The sequence below is a fragment of the Burkholderia sp. AW49-1 genome (genome assembly GCF_053427845.1).
In genome coordinates, this window is sequence record NZ_JBSAXF010000017.1 from 39,539 (window position 1) to 62,209 (window position 22,671).

Here is a 22,671-nt window from a genome sequence, read left to right on the forward strand (position 1 = left end):
CCGGTTCAGACGCCCGGGTGGCTTTAATCCACAAGGAGTGTGTAATGCGTCATTACGAAATCGTATTCATCGTGCACCCCGATCAGAGCGAGCAAGTGCCCGCGATGATCGAGCGTTACAAGACCACGATCACGACGCACGGCGGCCAGATCCACCGTGTCGAAGACTGGGGCCGTCGCCAGCTGGCCTACATGATCGAGAAACTCGCGAAGGCTCACTACGTCTGCATGAACATCGAGTGCGACCAGACGACGCTCGACGAACTCGAACACGCGTTCAAGTTCAACGACGCCGTGCTGCGTCACCTCATCGTCAAGATGAAGAAGGCCGAGACCGGCCCGTCGCCGATGATGAAGGAAGTTCAGCGCGAAGAAGCCAAGAAGGCGGCTGCAGCTCAGCCGACCGAAGCGCAGGCTTAAGTTCGTCACTCATTAAGCCATCAAGGAGCGCGCCACTCACGTGAACAGGTTGCAATTGACGGCGAGCGTCGTCGAACGCGCACCGGTGCGATATACGCCGGCAGGTGTTCCGATCGCAAGCGCCACGTTGCATCACCGCACGGAAGTCGTCGAAGCAGGCATTCCCCGTCAGGTCGAAATGACGATCGAGGCGGTGGCGGCCGGTGAGGCGAGCGGCAGGCTGGAAAGTCGTGAAATGGGCGTCGAAACGCTGTTCACGGGATTTCTGGCAAAGAAGAGCCGCAACGCGAGAACCTTGGTGTTTCACATCACTGCATTGCAGGACATAGGAAAGGACTGAAATCATGGCCCGCCCGACTGGTAAGAAATTCGACAAGCGTCGTCAGCAACAAAACCCGCTCTTCAAGCGCAAGAAGTTCTGCCGTTTCACGGCTGCCGGCGTCGAGCAGATCGACTACAAGGACACGGAAACGCTGAAGGACTTCATCGGCGAAAACGGCAAGATCACGCCGGCTCGTCTGACGGGTACGAAGGCGCACTATCAGCGTCAGCTGGACACGGCAATCAAGCGTGCGCGTTTCCTCGCGCTGCTGCCGTACACCGATCAGCACAAGGCGTAATCAGGCGACGCAATAAGGAGAATTCGAATGCAAATCATTCTGTTGGAAAAAGTCGCCAATCTGGGCAACCTGGGCGATATCGTCAAGGTCAAGGACGGTTACGCTCGCAACTTCCTGATCCCGAATCGCAAGGCTCGCCGTGCAACGAAGGAAGCGATTGCCGAATTCGAAGTTCGCCGCGCTGAACTCGAAAAGATCGCTGCTGAAAAGCTGGCGGCATCGCAGGCAGTTGGCGAGAAGCTGAACGGCCAGTCGTTCGAAATCACGCAGAAGTCGGGCGTTGACGGCCGTCTGTTCGGCTCGGTCACGAACGGCGATGTCGCGGAACTGCTGAAGAAGGCAGGTTTCGAAGTCGAGAAGCTGCAAGTTCGCATGCCGGAAGGCCCGCTGAAGATGATCGGCGAGCACAACGTTCAGGTCGCGCTGCACACGGACGTCGTCGTCGACGTCACGGTCAACGTGATCGGCGACCACGCGTAAGCGTATGCAAGCTTTCCGGGCGGCTTCCGCCGTCCGGACAAGGGCAGGCGCCTGGGCAACCGGGGCCTGCCTTTTTTATTGCCCGATTGCCGGAGCGGTAGCGCTGCTGCGATCAATTCGCGATAATCCCAACCCATGAACGCGCCGCAAGATCCTCAAATCGAATCGCTGAAAGTCCCGCCGCATTCGGTCGAAGCCGAGCAGTCGGTACTCGGCGGCCTGTTGCTCGACAACGCGGCATGGGACCGGATTGCCGACTTCCTGTCGCAGGGCGACTTCTATCGCTACGACCATCGGATCATCTACGAGCACATCGGCCGGCTGATCGCGTCGACGCGCCCGGCCGACGTCGTGACCGTGTACGAAGCGCTGACCACGTCCGGCAAGGCCGACGACGTCGGCGGCCTCGCGTACCTGAACGCACTCGCGCAGAATACGCCGAGCGCCGCGAACATCCGCCGCTACGCGGAAATCGTGCGCGACCGCGCGGTGCTGCGCCGGCTCGTTTCGGTCGCCGACGAAATCTCGGCCGACGCATTCAATCCGCAGGGCAAGGAAGTTCGCCAGCTCCTCGACGAGGCCGAATCGAAGGTGTTCTCGATCGCCGAAGAGGGCGCGCGCGGCAACCAGGGCTTCCTCGAGATCGGTCCACTGCTCACGCAGGTCGTCGAGCGCATCGACACGCTGTATCACACCGCGAACCCGAGCGACGTCACGGGCACGCCGACGGGCTTCGTCGACCTCGACCGGATGACGTCCGGGATGCACGGCGGCGAACTGATCATCGTCGCAGGGCGGCCGTCGATGGGTAAGACCGCATTTTCGATGAACATCGGCGAATACGTCGCGGTCGAGTACGGGCTGCCGGTTGCGGTGTTCTCGATGGAAATGCCGGGCACCCAGCTCGTGATGCGTATGCTCGGCTCGATCGGCCGGCTCGACCAGCACCGGATGCGTACCGGTCGGCTGACGGACGAAGACTGGCCGAAGCTGACGCACGCGGTGCAGAAGATGAGCGAGGCGCAGCTCTTCATCGACGAGACGGGCGGCCTGAACCCGATGGAATTGCGTTCGCGCGCGCGGCGTCTGGCTCGCCAATGCGGCAAGCTCGGCCTGATCATCGTCGACTACCTGCAGCTGATGTCGGGCTCGTCGCAGGGCGAGAACCGCGCGACCGAAATCTCGGAAATCTCGCGATCGCTGAAGAGTCTGGCCAAGGAGCTGGACGTGCCGGTGATCGCGCTGTCGCAGCTGAACCGCGGGCTGGAGCAGCGTCCGAACAAGCGTCCGGTGATGTCTGATTTGCGTGAATCGGGCGCAATCGAACAGGACGCCGACGTGATCCTGTTCATCTATCGTGACGAGGTCTACAATCCGGACAGCCCGGACAAGGGTACGGCCGAAATCATCATCGGCAAGCAGCGTAACGGCCCGATCGGGCCCGTTCGGCTCACGTTCCTGGGCCAATACACGAAGTTCGACAATTTTGCGGGGGCGCAGAACTTCTACGGCGAGTAACACTTCTTCGCCAGATGTAAACCGTTATTTCACCAAGCGTTGTATCCAATCCCGGCGCGCGCATATGCGCGCGTCGCGTCGCAACCGAAAACGGTACAATATCGCCCGTTTTCGTGACAGTCGTTTGACAATCTCTCAGGAATCCCATGTTCGGTCGATTCATGCCCACCGAGGGCAAGTTCTTTGAACTCTTCAACGCGCACGCGAAGCACATCGTTTCCGGTGGCCGCGAGCTCGAACTGCTGATCGACAATCTCGCCGACGCCGAGATTCACAAGCAAAACGTGCAGACCGCCGAGAAGGCCGCTGACAAGCTGACGCATGAAGCGATCGATCTGCTGCACAAGACCTTCATCACGCCGCTCGATCGCGACGAGATCCACAAGCTGATCACGACGATGGACGACATCCTCGACCTGATGGAGGACGTCGCGACGGCTGTGTCGCTGTACGACGTGCAATCCGTCACGTCCGAGGCGAGCCAGCTCGCGCACATCGTCACGCAGTCGGCGCAGCACGTGCAGCAGGCCGTCGGATTGCTGTCCGACATGAAGCAGTCGGCGCAAATCCTCAAGCAGTGCGAGGAGATCGACCGCTGGGAGTCGGAGGCCGATCGCGTGTTGCGCGCGGCGATGTCGAAGCTGTTCCGCGAGGAAGACGACGTGAAGACGCTCATCAAGCTGAAGGCGATCTACGAACTGCTCGAGGAGATCACCGACAAGTGCGAGGACGTCGCGAACATCATCGAAGGCATCGTGCTGGAAAACGCCTGAGCGGACCACGATGCATTCGATACAACTCGCCCTATGGATGGTCGCGACGCTCGTGCTCGTCGCGCTCGTATTTGATTTCATGAACGGCTTCCACGACGCGGCGAACTCGATCGCCACCGTCGTGTCGACCGGCGTGCTGAAACCCCAGCAGGCCGTGGTGTTCGCGGCCGCGTTCAACGTCATCGCGTATTTCATCTTCCACCTGAAGGTCGCGCAGACGGTCGGTAAAGGCACGATCGATCCCGAGATAGTCGACCACTATGTCGTGTTCGGTGCGCTGGTCGGTGCGATCGGCTGGAACGTGATCACGTGGTATTACGGGATTCCGTCGAGCTCGTCGCACGCGCTGATCGGCGGCCTCGTCGGCTCCGCGCTTGCGAAGTCGGGCTGGAGCTCGCTGAACATCGACGGCCTGATGAAGACCGTCGCGTTCATCTTCATCTCGCCGCTGCTCGGCTTCATCCTCGGCTCGCTGTTCATGCTCGGCGTGTCGTGGCTGTATTTCCGTACCGCACCCAGCAAGGTCGATCGCCGCTTCCGCCGTCTCCAGCTGCTGTCGGCCGGCCTGTACAGCCTGGGCCACGGCGGCAACGACGCGCAGAAGACGATCGGTATCATCTGGATGCTGCTGATCGCGTCGGGCTATGCATCGGCGACCTCCGATGCGCCGCCCGCGTGGGTGATCGGCGCGTGCTACCTGTCGATGGGTCTCGGCACGCTGTTCGGCGGCTGGCGCATCGTCCGCACGATGGGCCAGAAGATCACGAAGCTCAAGCCGGTCGGCGGTTTCTGTGCCGAAAGCGGCGGGGCGATCACGCTGTTCATTGCGTCGTTCCTCGGCATTCCGGTGTCGACCACGCACACGATCACCGGCGCGATCGTCGGCGTCGGCGCGACGCAGAAGCTGTCGGCCGTGCGCTGGGGCGTTGCCGGCAACATCGTATGGGCCTGGGTGCTGACGATTCCGGCATCCGCGCTGATCGCCGCGGGCGGATGGTGGATCGGGCATCAGATCTTCTGATTCCGAAACTGCCTGACGACACGACATGCGCCGCAAACCGAAAGGTTGCGGCGCATTTTCTTTGGTGGTCGGGGAATGCGCAGATGGGCCGGGAATGGCGGGTTTGCCGTCGGGATGTGCCCGGTCAGTAACTGCCGTTCGCGAAACGGGCGATCGGATCGTCCGCGGTGCCGGTGCGCGGGCCGAGCGGTGCGGGTTGCGTCGACGCGCGCAGCACCTGCACGGGCTCGATGCCGCGCGGCGACGGCGCGGCGGCTGCGGGCGGGGGCTCCGCATCGAACGCGGCAGCCTGGGCGGCCGTCAGTGCCGTCGTCGGAATCTGCGTGCCGGTCTCCGTCGGGGCCGTGCTCGCCGTCATCGCGGTCATGTCGCCATTCGCGGACGCAGCCTGCTGTTGGGCGGCCGGCACGCGCGGCGGGGGAGGTTCGTGCGGATCGGCCGCCGGGGCGACCGCCGCGGTCGATACGACCGGTGCCGCCTGGATGACCGGAGCGGGCGACGGGGCTACGCCGGCTTGTGACGAAGCGTAGGCCGGCTGGCGCGGCGCGGCGGCTGCGACGACCGGGGCCGGTGCGGCCGTCGGCGCATCGCGCCGTGCCTCGTAAGTCGGCGTATCGAACGGCGCCGGCGTGCCGCGCGGCGGCGCCACACGGCGAATTCCGTCGAAGCGCTTGGCCCAGTACGGGTTCGTCAGGTAGTCGAGCCGCACGGTGCCGCCGGTCGACGGTGCGTTGACGAAGCGCAGCTTGCCGACGTAGATGCCGACGTGCGAATGCGGGCGGCCGGTCGTATTGAAGAAGATCAGGTCGCCCGGCGCAACCTGGTCGGGGTCGATCGACACGCCGCGGCTGCTCATGTCGGCAGTCGTGCGCGGCAGGCTCACGTCGGCCGCACGGCCGATCACGTAGCGCACGAGCCCGCTGCAGTCGAAGCCGCTCGTCGGCGTGTTGCCGCCCCAGCGGTACGGCACGCCGACGAGGCTCATCGCCTGGATCGAGATCTCTTCCTGGCCGACGCTGTGATCGACGAATTTCGGGAAATTGGCAGGCGCAGGGAACGCGCGCGGCGTCGTGATCTTCATGCCGGAGGTGCGCGAAGCCGACTGCGGCGGCACGCTGGAGCAGGCCGCGAGCAGTGAAACGACGGCGACGGGAACCCAGATTCGAAGCATGACAAGGCTGACGAGCGCGAAGCGCTCGCGAATCGTATGACAACAGACAGACCCGATGGTAGACGTTCCGGCGGGGCTTAGGCAACCATTCCTGAGAATTTACTTGAAGTTTCGCGCGTAAGTGAGGTTGTTGCGTAACGAAGCATGACCAACGTTTCCGACCCCAAAAATAAAAGCGGCGCCCCGGAAACGGAGCGCCGCATGGCGTCGACGGCTGGCGGTCAGCCGGTCGCGCGTTACAGGATGTCCGACGCGTAGTCGGCGAGCCGCGAGCGTTCGCCGCGCGCGAGTGTCACGTGGCCGCTGTGGCCCCAACCCTTGAAGCGGTCGACGACGTAGGTCAGGCCCGAGCTGCCTTCGGTCAGGTAAGGCGTGTCGATCTGCGCGATGTTGCCGAGGCACACGATCTTCGTGCCGGGGCCCGCGCGCGTGACGAGCGTCTTCATCTGTTTCGGCGTGAGGTTCTGCGCTTCGTCGATGATCAGGTACTTGTCGACGAACGTGCGGCCGCGCATGAAGTTCATGCTCTTCACCTTCAGGCGCGAACGGATCAGCTCCTGCGTCGCCGCGCGGCCCCATTCGCCGGCTGCGTCGTCGGTCTTCTGCAGCACTTCGAGGTTGTCGTCGAATGCGCCCATCCACGGCTGCATCTTTTCTTCCTCGGTGCCGGGCAGGAAACCGATGTCCTCGCCGACTGGCACGGTCGCGCGCGTCACGATGATCTCGTTGTAGCGCTTGTCGTCGAGCACTTGCGCGAGGCCGGCCGCGAGCGCGACGAGCGTCTTGCCGGTGCCGGCCTGGCCGAGCAGCGTGACGAAGTCGATCTCGGGGTTCATCAGCAAGTTCAGCGCGAAGTTCTGCTCGCGGTTGCGCGCGGTGATGCCCCACACGTTGTTCTTGTGGTGGCTGTAGTCGCGCAGCGTCTGCAGCAGTGCCGTCTTCCCGTTCAGCTCGCGGACGATCGCATGGAACGTCGGTTCGCCGTTCTGCGGCTCGAGATAGACGAACTCGTTGACGAGCATCGACGCGACGAGCGGGCCCGTCACGCGGTAGTACGTGGTGCCCGTCTTGGTGTCCTGCCAGCTCTCCATGCCCTTCGCGTGCCTGGTCCAGAAGTCCTGCGGCAGTTCGCGCACCCCGGTATAGAGGAGGTCCTTGTCCTCGAGTACCTGGTCGTTGAAGTAGTCTTCCGCCGGCAGGCCGAGTGCATGCGCCTTGATCCGCATGTTGATGTCTTTCGACACCAGCACGACCTGATGGTCCGGCCGGTCGCGCTGCAGCGCGCGCACGACGCCCAGGATCTGGTTGTCGGCCTTGCCTTCCGGCAGGCCTTCGACGGGCGGAATGTTGGTGAGCGTCGTCTGGAAGTACAGGCGGCCGAGCGCCTCGCGGCTGCCGAGGCGCGACAGCGGAATGCCGGCCGAGATCGGGCCGCCGTCAGCGACCAGTGCATCGAGCGTGCGGCTCACCTGGCGCGCGTTACGCGCGACTTCGGACATCCCCTTCTTGTGGTTGTCGAGTTCCTCGAGCGTCATCATCGGCAGATAGACGTCGTGTTCCTCGAAGCGGAAGAGGCTGCTCGGGTCGTGCATCAGCACGTTGGTGTCGAGCACGAACAGCTTCTGGAGTTCGGCTTCGGCCGGCTTGCGGCCGCGCGACTTCGTCGCGGCGCCGGCATCGCGTGCAGGTGTCGCGGCCGGTTTCCCGCCGACGGGCTTGTCGTGGCGTGCCTCGACCGGCGCGGCGGGCGCCGCTTCGGCCGGCGCCTGCATCGGCTGCAGCAGCGCCGCGGTCTGTTTGGTCTTGCGGCCGCGGGCGGGTGTGCTTGCCGCTTCTTGCGCCGACGACGCGACGGCACGCAGCGGCGCAGCCGTGTTCGCGGCTTCGGTCATCGGTTGGGCCACGCTGGCCGGGCCATAGTCACCGGCTGTGGATGCGTCCCCTTCGGCGGATTTCTTCGCGGCTTTCGCGGGCCGCGCTTTCGCCTTGTATTCGTCGGGCGGCAGCAGGCTGCCGAGCTTGCTGGGGGGGGTAGGCAAAGGCATGGTGTCCCTCGGGAGGAATCGTGTCGCATGAAGTGCGCCGCTGATCGCATCCTGCGTGACGTACACGCATGCAGTTTGCGCGCGGTGGCGCACAGGAATTTCGTCTAGCCGGTTCGCCTAAGTGTCGATCAGCTCCTTGACGGGGTAAGGGCCGGACCGAGGGCCGGCGCGCAGTCCATAAAAAAAGCCGCTGCCCCGTCGACAGGGACATGCGGCTCGGCTGATACCGTCGTAATGCGCGTCAGGTGCCGGGAAGCATCGCAACGGGCACCGGTGCAGCTACGAGAAATATGGAGCGAACTGGCATTCATTGCGGCCCAATATAACGCGGCTCAAAGCGCTTGTACAGCACTTAGCACGTCGTCCACGTGGCCGGGCACCTTGATGCCTCGCCATGCCTGGCGAAGCACGCCGTCGGCGTCGATCAGGAACGTCGAACGCTCGATTCCGCGCACTTCCTTGCCATACATTTTCTTCATCTTGATGACATCGAAAAGCGCGCACAGCGCCTCGTCGGCATCGGAGATCAGCGGGAACGGCAGTTCGAGCTTTGCCTTGAAGTTGTCATGCGAGCGCAGGCTGTCACGCGACACGCCGATGACTTCGGCGCCGGCCTTCTTGAACTTCGGATAGAGATCGCGGAACTGCAGGCCTTCGGTGGTGCAGCCCGGCGTGTTGTCCTTCGGATAGAAATACAGGACGAGCTTCTTGCCCTTCAGGTCGGACAGCGAAATGTCGCCGCCCGTAGCCGGTGCGGTGAAATCGGGAACTTGACGGTCAACTTCGACGGACACGTGTTTCTCCTGTTGTTATGGAAAGGCGCCGCTCGGGCGGCGCGGTACGGCGGGACGTCGCGGCGGCACGCCGCAAGGGCGGGGCCGGCGGCGCCGGCGCGCGCGAACTCAGTCGGGCTGGACGATCAGTTCGCCGGAGCGGCCGGGAATCTCGCCCCACGTGACAGGGTACGATGGCAGCGAGTCGCGGTCCAGCGTCGCGTGGTAATCGCCCATCGTCGCAAACGTATGTCCCTGTGCGCGCCACCCGGCGAGCAACTGCTCGAACACCGGCGCGAGCTTCTGGCCTTCCAGTTCCGCATGCAGCGTGAACACCTGGTCGTGCGGATTGGTCTCCGTGAACTTCAGGATATGCGCGGCGACGTTGTGCGTGTCGATGCCGTCGATGCCGAGCACTTCGTCGAGCGTAGGCAGCGTGGTCGGCATCTGCACGTGCGACAGCGTGCGGCCGCCGACCACGGGCAGGTACGGCGAATGGCCGCGACCGTCGGATGCGTAGCGCATCCCCCATGCGTCGATCTGCTCGAACGCCGCGTCGTTCATCTGCCAGCCGGCCGCGCCGTGCGTGACGGGCGGCGCGCCGAAGACGTCGACGAAGCGCGCGTGGCTCTTCTGCATTTCACGCACGGTCCAGTCGCGATCGCGCACGCGCACGTTGTCCTGCCAGTACACGTGATCCCAGGTGTGGATCCCGCATTCGAAGCCGGCCTCGTGGATCGCGCGCATGTCCGCGATCGCGCGGCGGCCGATGTCGGGGCCCGGCAGCAGCACGCCGTACATCAGCTGCTTCACGCCGTAATGCTCGACCACCGACGTGCGCGACACCTTCTTCAGGAAGCCGGGGCGGAACACGCGCCGCAGCGCCCAGCCCGTGTGATCGGGCCCGAGGCTGAAGAGGAAGGTCGCGCGCGCACTGAAGCGGTCGAAGATGCGCGCGAGGTTCGGCACGCCTTCGCGGGTGCCGCGCAGCGTGTCGACGTCGATCTTGAGGACGATACGAGCCAAGCGAGCGTCCCGTCAGTTCTGCTGCTCGACCAGCGCGCGCGCGTCGGCGACATGGCCGCGATACGCTTCGAAGATCTTGCGCAGCGCGTCGTCGAACGTCGATTGCGGCGCCCATGCGAGCTCCTGCATCGTGTTGTCGATCTTCGGCACGCGGTTCTGCACGTCCTGGTAGCCGTTGCCGTAGTAGGCGCCCGACGTCGTTTCGACGAGCTGCACCTGCTTCGCGGAGCCGGCGTATTCCGGGTATTCGGCGGCCAGTTCGAGCATCTTGTGCGCGAGCTCGCGAACCGAGAAGTTGTTCTTCGGATTCCCGATGTTGTAGATCTTGCCCGACGCGACGCCGTTCTTGTTCTCGATGATCTTCATCAGCGCGCTGATGCCGTCATCGATATCGGTGAATGCGCGCTTCTGCGAGCCGCCGTCCACGAGGCTGATGTTCTCGCCGCGCACGATGTGGCCGAGGAACTGCGTGACGACGCGCGAGCTGCCTTCCTTCGGCGTGTAGATCGAGTCGAGGCCCGGGCCGATCCAGTTGAACGGACGGAACAGCGTGAAGTTCAGGCCTTCCATCCCGTAGCCCCAGATCACGCGGTCCATCAGCTGCTTCGAGCACGCGTAGATCCAGCGCGGCTTGTTGATCGGGCCGTAGGTGAGTGCCGATGCATCCGGGTCGAACTGCTCGTCCGAGCACATGCCGTAGACCTCGGAGGTCGACGGGAACACGAGGTGCTTGCCATACTTGACGGCCGAACGCACGATCGGCAGGTTCGCCTCGAAGTCGAGCTCGAACACGCGCAGCGGCTGCTGGACGTAGGTGGCGGGCGTCGCGATCGCCACGAGCGGCAGGATCACGTCGCACTTCTTCACGTGATACTCGACCCACTCCTTGTTGATCGTGATGTCGCCTTCGAAGAAGTGCATCCGCTCGTGGTTGACGAGGTCGCCCAGTCGATCGGTCTGCATGTCCATGCCGAACACTTCCCAATCGGTGGTTTCAAGAATGCGCTTCGACAGGTGATGGCCGATGAAGCCGTTCACACCCAGGATCAGGACTTTTTTTGCTTTCATGAATGACGGGAAGAATGAATGAACTGCGCGAATTCCGCGGGCGTCACGACGGTTTCGCTGCCGTCGCGCTGCTGCCACAGCTCGAGAATGGATAGGGCGCGGCTGTCGCCGCAGACGCCGAATAGCGCATTATCGCTTACGTGCAGGCCGGGCGGCAAATCCGCCGCGGCCGCGGCGACCGCGCTGCCGGGCGCCGCGAGGCGCGCGCGGGCGATCACGAACCGCGTGCCGCCGACGTCGGTGAACGCGCCCGGATACGGGGGCGCGACCGCGCGAACCAGGTTGTAGACCTGCGCGGCCGGCTTCGACCAGTCGACGCGGCCGTCCTCCGGCTTGCGTCCGCCGTAGTAGCTGCCGTTCGCGACATCGTTCGGCAGATGCGGCGCATCGCCCGCGAGCAGCGCGGGCAGCACGCGCCAGAGCGTCTGCTCGGCGGCCACGGTCACCTTGTCGAACACCTGCATGGCGGTGTCGTCCGGCAGGATCGGCACCGCGGTCTGGCCGATGATCGCGCCGGCGTCGGGCTTCGCGGCCATCTCGTGCAGCGTCGCGCCGGTTTCCGTTTCGCCGTTCAGCACGGCCCAGTTGGTCGGTACCCGACCCCGGTATTTCGGCAGCAGCGAACCGTGCATGTTGTACGCGCCGCGCGGCGCGATCGCGAGCAGGTCCACCGGCAGCATGTGGCGGTAGTAGAACGAGAAGATGAAGTCCGGCTGCGCGTCGGCTACCGCGCGGCGCAGTGCCGGATCGGTGGGGGCGGCCGGCGTGACGACCGGGATCCCGTGCTCGGCGGCGACGGATGCGACGCTGCCGAACCAGATGTTCTCGTTCGGATTGTCCTCGTGCGTGACGACGAGCGCGACGTCGACGCCGCGTGCCAGCAACACCTGCAGGCACCGCACGCCGACGTTGTGATACGCGAAGACGACGGCGCGCGGCTTCATTGCGACACCCCCGTGCGAGTCGTGCCGGCCGGCACCGCCGGCATGCCGTCATGCTGTTCGAGCACGGCCTGGATCAGGTAGCGCGGCCGCGCACGGACTTGCTGGTAGATGCGGCCGACGTATTCGCCGAGCAGGCCGAGCGCGAAGATGATCACGCCGAGCAGGAAGAACGTGATCGCGAACAGCGTGAACACGCCTTGCACTTCCGCGCCGACGATGAAACGGCGCACGAGCAGCAGCACGAACAGCGCGGCGGAGCCGAGCGACAGGATCACGCCGATGAACGACAGCCACTGCAGCGGCACGACCGAGAAGCCCGTCACGAGGTCGAAGTTCAGCCGGATCAGGCTGTACAGCGAGTATTTGGACTCGCCCGCGAAGCGTTCTTCGTGCGCGACCTCGATTTCGGTCGGGTTCTGCGCGAACGTATAGGCCAGCGCGGGGATGAACGTGTTGACTTCGCCGCACACGTTGATCGTGTCGATGATGCGGCGGCTGTACGCGCGCAGCATGCAGCCCTGGTCGGTCATCTTGATCCGCGTGATGCGCTCGCGCAGCCGGTTCATCATCTGCGATGCCTTGCGTCGCCACAGGCTGTCCTGACGCTGCTTGCGGATCGAGCCAACGTAGTCGTAGCCCTCGCGCATCTTCGCGATCAGCTTGCCGATTTCCTCGGGCGGGTTCTGCAGGTCGGCGTCGAGCGTGATGACGATGTCGCCGCGCGACTGCGCGAAGCCGGCGAGGATCGCCATGTGCTGGCCGTAGTTGCCGTTGAGCAGCACGACGCGCGTCGTGTCGGGGCGCACGTGGAACTGGTCCGCCAGCATCGCGGCCGAGCGGTCGCGGCTGCCGTCGTTGATCAGGATCACTTCGTACGACGTGCCGAGTGCGTCGAGTGCCGGGTACAGGCGCGCGAACAGCGCGGCCAGGCCGTCTTCCTCGTTGTACACGGGGATGATGACCGATACCTCCGGGTTCGCGGCGCCCGGATGCCCGGCGCGTGCTTCAAGGTGATTCATGTACGCTTATTTTCCGTATTGTTCGCAAATCTGGTTGACGGCGTCGGCCACGCGACGCACGTCGTCTTCCGTCATCTGCGTGAAGAGCGGCAGCGTGACGGTCGATGCACCGTATCGTTCGGCGTGGGGGAACATGCCCTCCTTGAAGCCGCGTGCACGATACAGCGTGAAAAGATGGATGGCCGGGTAGTGGACGCCCGTGCCGATCCCGCGTTCCTTCATCTGCGCCATGAAATCGGCGCGCGAGATCGACAGACGGTCGAGCGGCAGCGTGACCTGGAACATGTGCCAGTTGCTGTTCTCGAAATCGGCGACGGGCAGGCCGAGCCCGAGCTTCACGGCCGGGCCGCCGTCGAGCGCGGCGAAGTACGCGCGCACGAGGGCGCGGCGCTGCGCGGTGAAGCGCTCGAGATGCGGCAGCTGGCCGAGGCCGACGCGCGCGGCGACGTCGGTCAGGTTGTACTTGCCGCCGAGCACGTCGCAGTCCATCCCGTCGAAGCCGGTGCGCGTGATGCCCTGCAGCCGGTACTTCTGCGCGAGCGTCGCCTCGTCCTCGTTGTTCAGCACGAGCGCGCCGCCTTCGATCGTCGTCAGGTTCTTGTTCGCGTGGAAGCTGAACGACACGATGTCGCCGATCGCGCCGATGCGCTTGCCTTTCCAGGTCGAGCCGAGCGCCTGCGCGGCGTCCTCGATCACGCGGAGGTTGTGTGCGCGCGCGATTGCGTACAGGCGGTCCATGTCGACCGGCAGGCCGGCCAGGTAGACCGGGATGATCGCCTTCGTGCGCGGCGTGATCGCCTGCTCGAGCTTGTCGAGGTCGATGTTGCGCGTGACGGGGTCGATGTCGGCGAATACGGGCGTCGCGCCCGTCTCGAGGATCACGTTGCTGGTCGACACCCACGACGCCGGCGTCGTGATCACCTCGTCGCCGGGGCCGACGCCCGCGATGCGCAGGCCGATCTCGAGCGTGCAGGTGCCCGAATTGAACGCGCGGACCGGACGGCCGCCGCAGTACTCGGACAGCGCTGCCTCGAATTTCTGGCTTTGCGGGCCGGTGGTGATCCAGCCCGAGCGCAGCACTTCGACGACGCCCTGGATGGTTTCCTCGTCGATCTCGGGGCGGGTGAACGGCAGGAACGGAGCGGTAGTCTGGCTCATGAACGCTTGTGGCCTGTAATGGCTGGTAATAAAGGGGTCGGGCGATCCGGCCCGAAACCGGCATTAAACACCGGTTGCCGGATTCGTACCGTGATTTTTTGTAGGCGGACGCTTAATGCCCGCCAGGCCCGGCGCGCTCAACTGCGCGCGAGCACGAGCACGCCGATCAGGATGATGCCGATGCCGACGAGCCGCTGGACCGACAGCACCTCGCCGAACAGGTACCAGGCGGCAAACGCGTTGACCACGTAGCCGAGCGACAACATCGGGTACGCGATCGACACGTCGACCCGCGACAGGCCGAGAATCCAGACGACCACGCTCAGCACGTAGCAGCCGAGGCCGCCGATGATCGGCAGCTGGGTCGCGATCTTCAGGCCGACGGGGATGATGTTCGCACGGCTGAATTCGAAGTGTCCAACGGCGTTGACGCCGGCTTTCAGCAGGAGTTGCGCACAGGCGTTGAGCATCACGCCGGTGATGATGCAGACGAACGAAACGGGATTCATGCGGCGGGGGTCCTTACGATTGCGGTTTCTCGACGATCACGCGGCGGTTGTCGCGCGCGATCACGCGCATCGGCACGCCTTGCTTGACCAGCGTGTCGTACTGGCCGGGGGGCATGATCGCGAGCGCATGGGTTTCCTGCTTCCAGCGTTCGATCCATTGGTCGACGGTCGGGATCCACTTGTTCGGCTCGACCGAGATCCCGAATGCGAGTTCGTCCTGGCGCTGGACCATGATCGTCGTGTGGCCCATGTAGAACGGGAACGTGTGATCGAGCATCTCGATCGAGTAGAACGGCGTGTCGGGCGGCAGCTTCGCCAGTTCGGCGCGCACGGCGGGCGCGAGCAGCGCGCCCGAGCTGTAGCGCCCGAATTCGTCGTGACCGGTGCCGCCGATCGTGCCGAACGCGAGCCACGCGGCGCCGAACGCGGTGATCGCGGCCGCGACGCCCACGCGGCGGTTCAGCCATGCGGCCGCGAGCGTCAGCGCACCCGCGACCGCGAGGCCCGCGTACAGCCACAGCTGGAACGCGCGATACAGCGCGTTCGGCGTGCGGGTGTCGCCCTGATACGCGAGGAAGACGATCCCGAACGCCGCGACGACGAAGAACACGAGGTAGCCGAGCAGGTGACGGCGGAACCGGTCGGCGCTCATCAGCGGCAGGTACGCGCCGATCATCAGTGCGAGCGCCGGCGCGACCGGCAGCACGTACGAGATCAGCTTCGAATGCGATGCGCTGAAGAACAGGAAGATGAACGCGCTCCAGATCAGCAGCACGAGCATCGGGGAGAAGCCGTTCGGCTGACGCGGCATGCGCAGTGCATGGCGGATGCTTTGCCACGCGACCGACAGCCACGGCAGGAAGCCGACCAGCAGCACCGGCACGAAATAGTAGAGCGGGCCCGGGCGGTTCTGTTCGGGGGTCAGGTATCGGCGAAACTGCTGGACGATGAAGAAGAAGTTGAAGAACTCGGGGTTGCGCTGCTGGACGAGCACGAACCACGGCGTGACGATCGCGAAGAAGATCACGAGGCCGCTGACCAGATACAGCCGCTTCCACAGCGCCCAGTCGCGGGCGATCAGCGTATAGAGCACCAGCACGGCGCCGGGCAGGATCAGGCCGACGAGTCCCTTGGACAGCACGGCGAACCCCATCGCGGCCCAGCACGCCCACATCCAGCCGCGCGCCGCGCCCGCCTGCAGCCCGGGCCGCTGCGCGAGCAGCAGCGAGCAGAGCGACAGCGTCATCCAGAACGCGAGCCCCATGTCGAGCGCGTTGAAGTGGCCCATCAGGTTCCAGTACGGCGAGCATGCGAGCACGACGGCCGCGAGGAAGCCCGACAGCGGATTGAACAGGCGCGCGCCCGTGAAGCCGACAAGCAGCACGCCAGCGAAGCTGGCGAGGCCCGTGTAGAGGCGCGCCTGCCATTCGCCGATGCCGAACCACGCGAACGTCAGCGCGTTCAGCCAGGTCTGCAGCGGCGGCTTCTCGAAGTACTTGTAGCCGTTGTAGCGCGGCGTGATCCAGTCGCCGGTGACGAACATTTCGCGTGCCATTTCCGCGTAGCGGCCTTCGTCGCTCGGGATCAGGTGGCGCAGCCCGAGCGGTGCGAACCAGACGATCGCGAGCGCGACGAGCAGGAGGACGAGCGTGATGCGATTGAGCGGTAGCCTCGACGGCGTATCGTTCATGGATTTTCAGCCTGTTGGTTGTTGTAAGAGCCGCCGGCGGGTTGCGCCGGGGCGGCCGGCTTGCCGGTCATCGACCCGGACGACGATCCGGGGATCGACCCGGTGTGCCGGCCCGAGTTTTACCGCAACGATGATTAACGTTCAATTAAGAGCGCGGCGGCGACCTTGCGGCCCTCGGCCATCAGGATGTTGTAGGTGCGGCAGGCGGCCTGGAAATCCATCGTCTCGACGCCGATCCGCTTGGCCGTGAGCGCCGCCACGAGGCGCGGGTGCGGGAAGCGCAGCCGCGCGCCGCTGCCGAAGATCACGAGCTCGGGGGCCGGGTCGAGCAGCATCGCGAAATGCTCGGGCGCGAGCGCGTCGAACGACGACACGGGCCAGTCCCGCACCGGTGCGCCGGGCAGCACGATGACGCTTCCTTCGTGGCGTTGGAGGTTGACGTCGACATAATCGGGGCCGTAGCCGGTGACGGTGTTGAGCACGCCGCTCGTGTCCTGGTGCAGTTTCAAATCGGTATTCCGCGGTTCCGTGGAGGGAGTGTCTGGCAAGGGCCGCACGGGCCCGGGCGGCCGGTTTCGCGACCGCCGCGCGCGGGACGCCTGACGGCGCGGGCCCGGAGCGGCCATGGTGCATTGCGAAAGTCGGCCAAAATCCGCTAAATTATAACTTTTTGGTCGCCCCCGGGCGCCACTTGCATCGTGCGTCGCCACAAGCCGCGTTCGACCGCCCGCATTTTTCCCAGTCTAGACAGCGCGCACAGACCGGCCGCTCTCCAGTTTTGATCCCGTCCCCCGGCCGCAAGGCCAACCCAGGAACCGTGTCGTCGTGAAACCGATTCAGAAGTCGAACAAGCTGCTCAACGTCTGCTACGACATCCGTGGCCCGGTGCTCGAGCACGCGAAGCGCCTCGAGGAAGAAGGCCACCGCATCATCAAGCTGAACATCGGCAACCTCGCGCCGTTCGGTTTCGACGCGCCTGACGAAATCATCCAGGACATGATCCGTAACTTGCCGGCGTCGTCCGGCTATTCGGATTCGAAGGGCGTGTTCTCGGCACGCAAGGCCGTGATGCACTACACGCAGCAAAAGGGCGTCGTGGGCGTCGGTCTCGACGACATCTACATCGGCAACGGCGCGTCCGAGCTGATCGTGATGGCGACCCAGGCGCTCCTGAACGACGGCGACGAAGTGCTGCTGCCGGCGCCCGATTACCCGCTGTGGACGGCCGCCGTGAGCCTGTCGGGTGGCACGCCCGTGCATTACGTGTGCGACGAGCAGAACGCGTGGATGCCCGACCTCGACGACATCCGCCGCAAGATCACGCCGAACACCAAGGCGATCGTCGTGATCAACCCGAACAACCCGACCGGCGCGCTTTATTCCGACGAATTGCTGCGCGATCTGCTCGAGATCGCGCGCCAGCACGGGCTGATCGTGTTCGCCGACGAGGTCTACGACAAGATCGTCTACGACGGGCTCGAGCACACGGCGCTGGGCTCGCTGTCGGAAGACGTGATCACCGTCACGTTCAACAGCCTGTCGAAGAGCTATCGCTCGTGCGGCTATCGCGCGGGCTGGATGGCCGTGTCGGGCCTCGGCGGCGACAACCGCCGGCGCGCGAAGGATTATCTGGAAGGGCTCGGAATCCTGTCGTCGATGCGCCTGTGCGCGAACGTGCCCGGGCAGTTCGCGATCCAGACCGCGCTCGGCGGCTACCAGAGCATCAAGGAGCTGATCGTGCCGAGCGGGCGCCTGTACAAGCAGCGCGAGCTGGCGTATGACATGCTCACGTCGATTCCGGGCGTGACCTGCGTGAAACCGCAGGCCGCGCTGTACATGTTCCCGCGCCTCGATCCGAAGCTCTATCCGATCCAGAACGACCAGCAGTTCATTCTCGACCTGTTGCTCGAGGAACGCGTGCTGCTCGTGCAGGGAACGGGCTTCAACTGGGCGGCGCCGGATCACTTCCGCGTGGTCTTCCTGCCGAACCTCGACGACCTGACCGATTCGATCAACCGGATCGCGCGCTTCCTCGACGGCTACCGCAAGCGCCATTCGGTCTGAGCGGACAAGGTCCCCGGCATTCATTCATTCTTACTCATCGATCACACGCAGCATGGAACCGATCAAAGTTGGCCTGTTGGGCTTCGGCACCGTCGGCAGCGGCACCTTCACGGTGCTGCACCGCAACCAGGAAGAAATCAAGCGACGCGCGGGACGCGGCATCGAGGTCGCGCGCATCGCGGTGCGCAACCCGGCCAAGGCGCAGGCCGCGCTCGGCGGTAACGCCGGCGCCGCGCAGATCACCGACGATTTCAACGCGGTCGTCGACGACCCGTCGATTTCGATCATCGCCGAGATGATCGGCGGCACGGGCATCGCGCGCGAGCTCGTGCTGCGCGCGATCGCGAACGGCAAGCACGTCGTGACGGCGAACAAGGCGCTGCTCGCGGTGCACGGCACCGAGATCTTCGAGGCCGCGCGCGAAAAGGGCGTGATGGTCGCGTTCGAGGCGGCCGTCGCCGGCGGCATCCCGATCATCAAGGCGCTGCGCGAAGGCCTGACCGCGAACCGCATCCAGTACATCGCCGGCATCATCAACGGCACGACGAACTACATCCTGTCGGAAATGCGCGACCGCGGCCTCGACTTCGCGACCGCGCTGAAGGCCGCGCAGGAGCTCGGCTACGCGGAAGCCGATCCGACCTTCGACATCGAAGGCGTCGACGCCGCGCACAAGGCGACCATCATGAGCGCGATCGCGTTCGGCGTGCCGGTCCAGTTCGACCGCGCGTACGTCGAAGGCATCAGCAAGCTCGACGCGACCGACATCCGCTACGCGGAAGAGCTCGGCTACCGGATCAAGCTGCTCGGCATCACGCGCCGCGCCGAAAACGGCATCGAGCTGCGCGTGCATCCGACGCTGATTCCCGAGAAGCGCCTGCTCGCGAATGTCGAGGGTGCGATGAACGCGGTCGTCGTGCACGGCGACGCGGTCGGCACGACGCTGTATTACGGCAAGGGCGCGGGCGCGGAACCGACCGCGTCGGCGGTCGTCGCGGATCTCGTCGACGTCACGCGCCTGCACACGGCCGACCCCGAGCATCGCGTCCCGCATCTCGCGTTCCAGCCGGACAGCCTGTCGAACACGCCGATCCTGCCGATCGAGGAAGTGACGAGCGGCTACTACCTGCGCCTGCGCGTGGCCGACCAGACGGGCGTGCTCGCGGACATCACGCGCATCCTCGCCGCGACGGGCATCTCGATCGACGCGCTGCTGCAGAAGGAATCGGAGCAGGTCGACGACGCGAACGGCGAAACCGACATCATCCTGATCACGCACGAGACGCTGGAGAAGCACGTGAACGCGGCGATCGCGCAGATCGAAGGCCTCGCGACCGTGGTATCGAAGGTGACGAAGCTGCGCATGGAAGCGCTGAACTGAGGACCAGGAACGACATGAACTACATCTCCACGCGCGGCGCCGGCATCGGCGAGCGCCACACGTTCTCCGACATCCTGCTCGGCGGTCTCGCGAAGGACGGCGGGCTGTACCTGCCGGCCGAGTATCCGAAGGTATCGGCCGACGAACTGGCGCGCTGGCGCACGCTGCCGTACGCGGATCTCGCGTTCGAGATCCTGTCGAAGTTCTGCGACGACGTGCCGGCCGACGACCTGCGCGCGATCACGCGCCGCACGTATACGGCCGCCGTGTACAGCAACACGCGCCACGGCGAGAACGCGTCCGACATCACGCCGCTGAAGACGCTCGGCACCGAGAACGGCGCGCCGATCTCGCTGCTCGAACTGTCGAACGGCCCGACGCTCGCGTTCAAGGACATGGCGATGCAGCTGCTCGGCAACCTGTTCGAGTACACGCTCGCGAAGCACGGCGAAGCGCTGAACATCCTCGGCGCGACGTCGGGCGACACGGGCAGCGCGGCCGAATACGCGATGCGCGGCAAGGCCGGCGTGCGCGTGTTCATGCTGTCGCCGCACAAGAAGATGAGCGCGTTCCAGACCGCCCAGATGTTCAGCCTGCAGGATCCGAACATCTTCAACCTCGCGGTCGAAGGCGTGTTCGACGACTGCCAGGACATCGTGAAGGCCGTGTCGAACGATCACGCGTTCAAGGCGCAGCAGAAGATCGGCACCGTCAACTCGATCAACTGGGCGCGCGTCGTCGCGCAGGTCGTGTACTACTTCAAGGGCTATTTCGCGGCGACGACGTCCAACGACGAGCGCGTGTCGTTCACGGTGCCGTCGGGCAACTTCGGCAACGTCTGCGCGGGGCACATCGCGCGGATGATGGGCCTGCCGATCGCGAAGCTCGTGGTCGCGACCAACGAGAACGACGTGCTCGACGAGTTCTTCCGCACCGGCGCATATCGCGTGCGCAGCGCGGAAAACACGTATCACACGAGCAGCCCGAGCATGGACATCTCGAAGGCGTCGAACTTCGAGCGCTTCGTGTTCGACCTGCTCGGGCGCGATCCGGCACGCGTGATGCAGCTGTTCGGCGACGTCGAGGAGAAGGGCGGTTTCGATCTCGCGGCGAGTGGCGACTTCGCGCGCGTCGCCGAGTTCGGCTTCGTGTCGGGTCGCAGCAGCCACACGGACCGCATCGCGACGATCCGCGACGTGTTCTCGCGTTACGACACGATGATCGATACGCACACGGCCGACGGCGTGAAGGTCGCGCGCGAGCACCTCGACGCGGGCGTGCCGATGATCGTGCTCGAGACGGCCCAGCCGATCAAGTTCGGCGAGACGATCCGCGAGGCGCTCGATCGCGAGGCCGAGCGGCCGGCCGCATTCGACGGGCTCGAGGCGCTGCCGCAGCGTTTCGAGGTCGTGAAGGCCGATGCGCAGCAGGTGAAGGACTTCATCGCCGCGCATACGGGCGCATAACCTAGCACCCGGGCAGCGCCGGGCCGCAGGGTTGCAAGCCCGGCGGCGCACGACGGCCGGAATGCCGATTCGTCGCACGGATCGGGGTTCCGGCCGTTTCGCTTGGTGGCGGCCGCGCGCGGGCGCGTTGCCGGATGGCGCGCGAAACAAGTGCCAGTGCAGCGCGTTCGCGCCGATCACAGTTGCCGCATGTCCGGCATATCGCGCGTGGGCGCGATGGCGTCGCTACAATGACGTATTGATTCCAACGATCCCCGATTCCATCGATGTCGAACCCGAATCCCGCGGCGCCGCGCGCGCCGATGCTGTCGACCGCCGAAGCGCTCGCCGCGCTGCTCGAAGCCGCGAAGCCGCTGCCCGGCTTCGAAACCGTCGCCACGCTCGACGGGCTCGGCCGCGTGCTGGCGGCCGACGTGAGCTCGCCGCTCGACGTGCCGCCGATGCATACGAGCGCGATGGACGGCTATGCGGTGCGCGTCGCCGACCTGCTGCACGGCGAGCGCCGCCTGCCGGTGTCGCAGCGGATCCCGGCCGGCCATCCGGCCGCGCCGCTCGCGGCGGGCACGGCCGCACGGATCTTCACCGGCGCGACGGTGCCGCCCGGCGCGGATGCCGTCGTGATGCAGGAGCAGACGTCGGCCGACGGCGATGCGGTCGAAATCCTCCACACGCCGAAGGCCGGTGAATGGATCACCGCACAGGGCGCGGACATCCGCGAGGGTTCGGTGATCCTGCCGGCCGGGACGCGGCTCACCCCGCAGGCGCTCGGGCTGGCCGCGTCGGTCGGCTGTGCGCAGCTGTCGGTCGCGCGGCGGATTCGCGTCGCGGTGTTCTTCACCGGCGACGAACTGACGATGCCGGGCGAGCCGCTGAAGCCCGGCGCGATCTACAATTCGAACCGCTTCACGCTGCGCGGGCTGCTTGAGCGGCTCGGCTGCCACGTGACCGACTTCGGGATCGTGCCCGACTCGCTCGCAGCGACCCGCGACACGCTGCGCGAGGCCGCGCGCGATCACGACGTGATCCTGACGAGCGGCGGCGTATCGGTCGGCGACGAGGATCACGTGAAGCCTGCCGTCGAGGCCGAAGGGCGGCTCTCGCTGTGGCAGATCGCGATGAAGCCGGGCAAGCCGCTCGCGTTCGGCGCAGTGCGCCGCGGCGACGCGCGTCCCGACGCGCATTTCATCGGGCTGCCGGGCAATCCCGTGTCGAGCTTCGTCACGTTCCTGCTGTTCGTGCGGCCGTTCCTGCTGCGCCTGTCCGGCGTGCGCGACGTCGCGCCGCGTGCGCTGTCGCTGCGCGCGGACTTCTCGCAAAGCAAGGGCGACCGGCGCAACGAATTCCTGCGCGCACGCGTCAACGCGGCCGGCGGCCTCGACCTGTTCCCGAACCAGAGCTCGGCGGTGCTGACGTCGACGGTCTGGGGCGATGGCCTGATCGACAATCCGCCGCAGCACGCGATCAGCGCGGGCGAGACCGTGCGTTTCATTCCGTTTTCCGAACTGCTGTCGTAACGCGACGGCTTC

At 65.4% G+C, this 22,671-nt stretch carries 22 protein-coding genes and 1 pseudogene; 12 read left to right on the forward strand and 11 right to left on the reverse strand.

Going from position 1 to position 22,671, the window contains the following annotated elements; genetic code table 11:
• Window positions 1-44: 44 nt before the first annotated feature.
• The 7 genes from rpsF to ACV22W_RS23145 all read left to right on the forward strand — a co-directional run bounded on the left by rpsF (window position 45) and on the right by ACV22W_RS23145 (window position 4,831).
• Window positions 45-419: a 30S ribosomal protein S6 gene (gene rpsF / locus ACV22W_RS23115; protein WP_006755436.1), complete on the forward strand. Its 375-nt coding sequence runs from the start codon at window positions 45-47 to the stop codon at window positions 417-419.
• Between the two features lie 40 nt (window positions 420-459).
• Window positions 460-759, forward strand: a complete 300-nt coding sequence (gene priB / locus ACV22W_RS23120) for a primosomal replication protein N (RefSeq protein WP_011657069.1) — start codon at window positions 460-462, stop codon at window positions 757-759.
• A gap of 4 nt (window positions 760-763) precedes the next feature.
• A complete protein-coding gene (gene rpsR, locus ACV22W_RS23125; RefSeq protein WP_004193360.1) occupies window positions 764-1,039 on the forward strand; it encodes a 30S ribosomal protein S18 in 276 nt (91 codons plus the stop codon).
• Between the two features lie 27 nt (window positions 1,040-1,066).
• Window positions 1,067-1,519 (forward strand): 50S ribosomal protein L9, encoded by a 453-nt coding sequence (gene rplI, locus ACV22W_RS23130; protein ID WP_047900882.1) that lies wholly within the window; start codon window positions 1,067-1,069, stop codon window positions 1,517-1,519.
• Between the two features lie 135 nt (window positions 1,520-1,654).
• Window positions 1,655-3,037, forward strand: coding sequence for a replicative DNA helicase (locus ACV22W_RS23135; protein ID WP_044847233.1), 1,383 nt, complete (start codon window positions 1,655-1,657; stop codon window positions 3,035-3,037).
• Between the two features lie 146 nt (window positions 3,038-3,183).
• The gene (locus ACV22W_RS23140) at window positions 3,184-3,810 is read left to right on the forward strand and encodes a DUF47 domain-containing protein (protein WP_044847234.1); all 627 of its coding nucleotides are present in this window, start codon (window positions 3,184-3,186) and stop codon (window positions 3,808-3,810) included.
• Between the two features lie 10 nt (window positions 3,811-3,820).
• Entirely contained in the window at window positions 3,821-4,831 is a 1,011-nt protein-coding gene (locus tag ACV22W_RS23145; RefSeq protein ID WP_059604254.1) for an inorganic phosphate transporter, read from the forward strand.
• Between the two features lie 124 nt (window positions 4,832-4,955).
• On the opposite strand, the gene ACV22W_RS23150 is transcribed toward ACV22W_RS23145, so the two are convergent.
• Entirely contained in the window at window positions 4,956-6,002 is a 1,047-nt protein-coding gene (locus ACV22W_RS23150) for a C40 family peptidase (protein WP_448022004.1), read from the reverse strand.
• Between the two features lie 236 nt (window positions 6,003-6,238).
• Window positions 6,239-8,047 carry a PhoH family protein gene (locus ACV22W_RS23155; protein WP_448022006.1) on the reverse strand — a complete coding sequence of 603 codons (1,809 nt, stop codon included), beginning with the start codon at window positions 8,045-8,047 and terminating at the stop codon, window positions 6,239-6,241.
• On the opposite strand from ACV22W_RS23155, the pseudogene ACV22W_RS23160 reads away from it, so the two are divergent.
• Window positions 7,943-8,187: pseudogene (locus ACV22W_RS23160) on the forward strand (hypothetical protein); the annotation flags it as partial. The gene ACV22W_RS23155 and the pseudogene ACV22W_RS23160 overlap by 105 nt on opposite strands.
• A 192-nt stretch (window positions 8,188-8,379) precedes the next feature.
• Here the strand turns inward: ACV22W_RS23160 and ACV22W_RS23165 are convergent.
• From ACV22W_RS23165 to ACV22W_RS23205, 9 genes are all read right to left on the reverse strand, one after another.
• Entirely contained in the window at window positions 8,380-8,841 is a 462-nt protein-coding gene (locus ACV22W_RS23165; RefSeq protein WP_006756046.1) for a peroxiredoxin, read from the reverse strand.
• 108 nt (window positions 8,842-8,949) lie between these two features.
• Window positions 8,950-9,846: a 4-deoxy-4-formamido-L-arabinose-phosphoundecaprenol deformylase gene (locus ACV22W_RS23170; RefSeq protein WP_448022007.1), complete on the reverse strand. Its 897-nt coding sequence runs from the start codon at window positions 9,844-9,846 to the stop codon at window positions 8,950-8,952.
• A gap of 12 nt (window positions 9,847-9,858) precedes the next feature.
• The gene (locus ACV22W_RS23175; RefSeq protein WP_059529811.1) at window positions 9,859-10,914 is read right to left on the reverse strand and encodes a bifunctional UDP-4-keto-pentose/UDP-xylose synthase; all 1,056 of its coding nucleotides are present in this window, start codon (window positions 10,912-10,914) and stop codon (window positions 9,859-9,861) included.
• A complete protein-coding gene (locus tag ACV22W_RS23180) occupies window positions 10,911-11,858 on the reverse strand; it encodes a formyltransferase (RefSeq protein ID WP_448022009.1) in 948 nt (315 codons plus the stop codon). Before ACV22W_RS23180 ends, ACV22W_RS23175 begins: the two co-directional genes overlap by 4 nt.
• The gene (locus ACV22W_RS23185) at window positions 11,855-12,877 is read right to left on the reverse strand and encodes a glycosyltransferase (RefSeq protein WP_448022011.1); all 1,023 of its coding nucleotides are present in this window, start codon (window positions 12,875-12,877) and stop codon (window positions 11,855-11,857) included. Before ACV22W_RS23185 ends, ACV22W_RS23180 begins: the two co-directional genes overlap by 4 nt.
• A gap of 6 nt (window positions 12,878-12,883) precedes the next feature.
• Window positions 12,884-14,035 (reverse strand): DegT/DnrJ/EryC1/StrS family aminotransferase, encoded by a 1,152-nt coding sequence (locus ACV22W_RS23190; RefSeq protein WP_059604275.1) that lies wholly within the window; start codon window positions 14,033-14,035, stop codon window positions 12,884-12,886.
• Window positions 14,036-14,172: 137 nt separating this feature from the next.
• Window positions 14,173-14,544 carry an EamA family transporter gene (locus tag ACV22W_RS23195; protein ID WP_014896865.1) on the reverse strand — a complete coding sequence of 124 codons (372 nt, stop codon included), beginning with the start codon at window positions 14,542-14,544 and terminating at the stop codon, window positions 14,173-14,175.
• 13 nt (window positions 14,545-14,557) lie between these two features.
• Window positions 14,558-16,234, reverse strand: coding sequence for a phospholipid carrier-dependent glycosyltransferase (locus ACV22W_RS23200; protein WP_448022013.1), 1,677 nt, complete (start codon window positions 16,232-16,234; stop codon window positions 14,558-14,560).
• A 134-nt stretch (window positions 16,235-16,368) separates the two neighbouring features.
• Window positions 16,369-16,743 carry an Mth938-like domain-containing protein gene (locus tag ACV22W_RS23205; protein ID WP_448022015.1) on the reverse strand — a complete coding sequence of 125 codons (375 nt, stop codon included), beginning with the start codon at window positions 16,741-16,743 and terminating at the stop codon, window positions 16,369-16,371.
• Between the two features lie 316 nt (window positions 16,744-17,059).
• Between ACV22W_RS23205 and ACV22W_RS23210 the strand changes: the two genes are divergently transcribed.
• From ACV22W_RS23210 to ACV22W_RS23225, 4 genes are all read left to right on the forward strand, one after another.
• Window positions 17,060-18,298: a pyridoxal phosphate-dependent aminotransferase gene (locus ACV22W_RS23210; RefSeq protein ID WP_175908914.1), complete on the forward strand. Its 1,239-nt coding sequence runs from the start codon at window positions 17,060-17,062 to the stop codon at window positions 18,296-18,298.
• A 52-nt stretch (window positions 18,299-18,350) separates the two neighbouring features.
• On the forward strand, window positions 18,351-19,679 hold the full coding sequence (locus ACV22W_RS23215; RefSeq protein ID WP_059529834.1) for a homoserine dehydrogenase: 1,329 nt from the start codon (window positions 18,351-18,353) through the stop codon (window positions 19,677-19,679).
• A 14-nt stretch (window positions 19,680-19,693) separates the two neighbouring features.
• On the forward strand, window positions 19,694-21,145 hold the full coding sequence (gene thrC, locus ACV22W_RS23220; protein WP_448022018.1) for a threonine synthase: 1,452 nt from the start codon (window positions 19,694-19,696) through the stop codon (window positions 21,143-21,145).
• A gap of 266 nt (window positions 21,146-21,411) precedes the next feature.
• Complete coding sequence (locus tag ACV22W_RS23225) at window positions 21,412-22,659, forward strand: molybdopterin molybdotransferase MoeA (protein ID WP_448022020.1); 1,248 nt, start codon at window positions 21,412-21,414, stop codon at window positions 22,657-22,659.
• The last annotated feature ends 12 nt before the right edge of the window (window positions 22,660-22,671 follow it).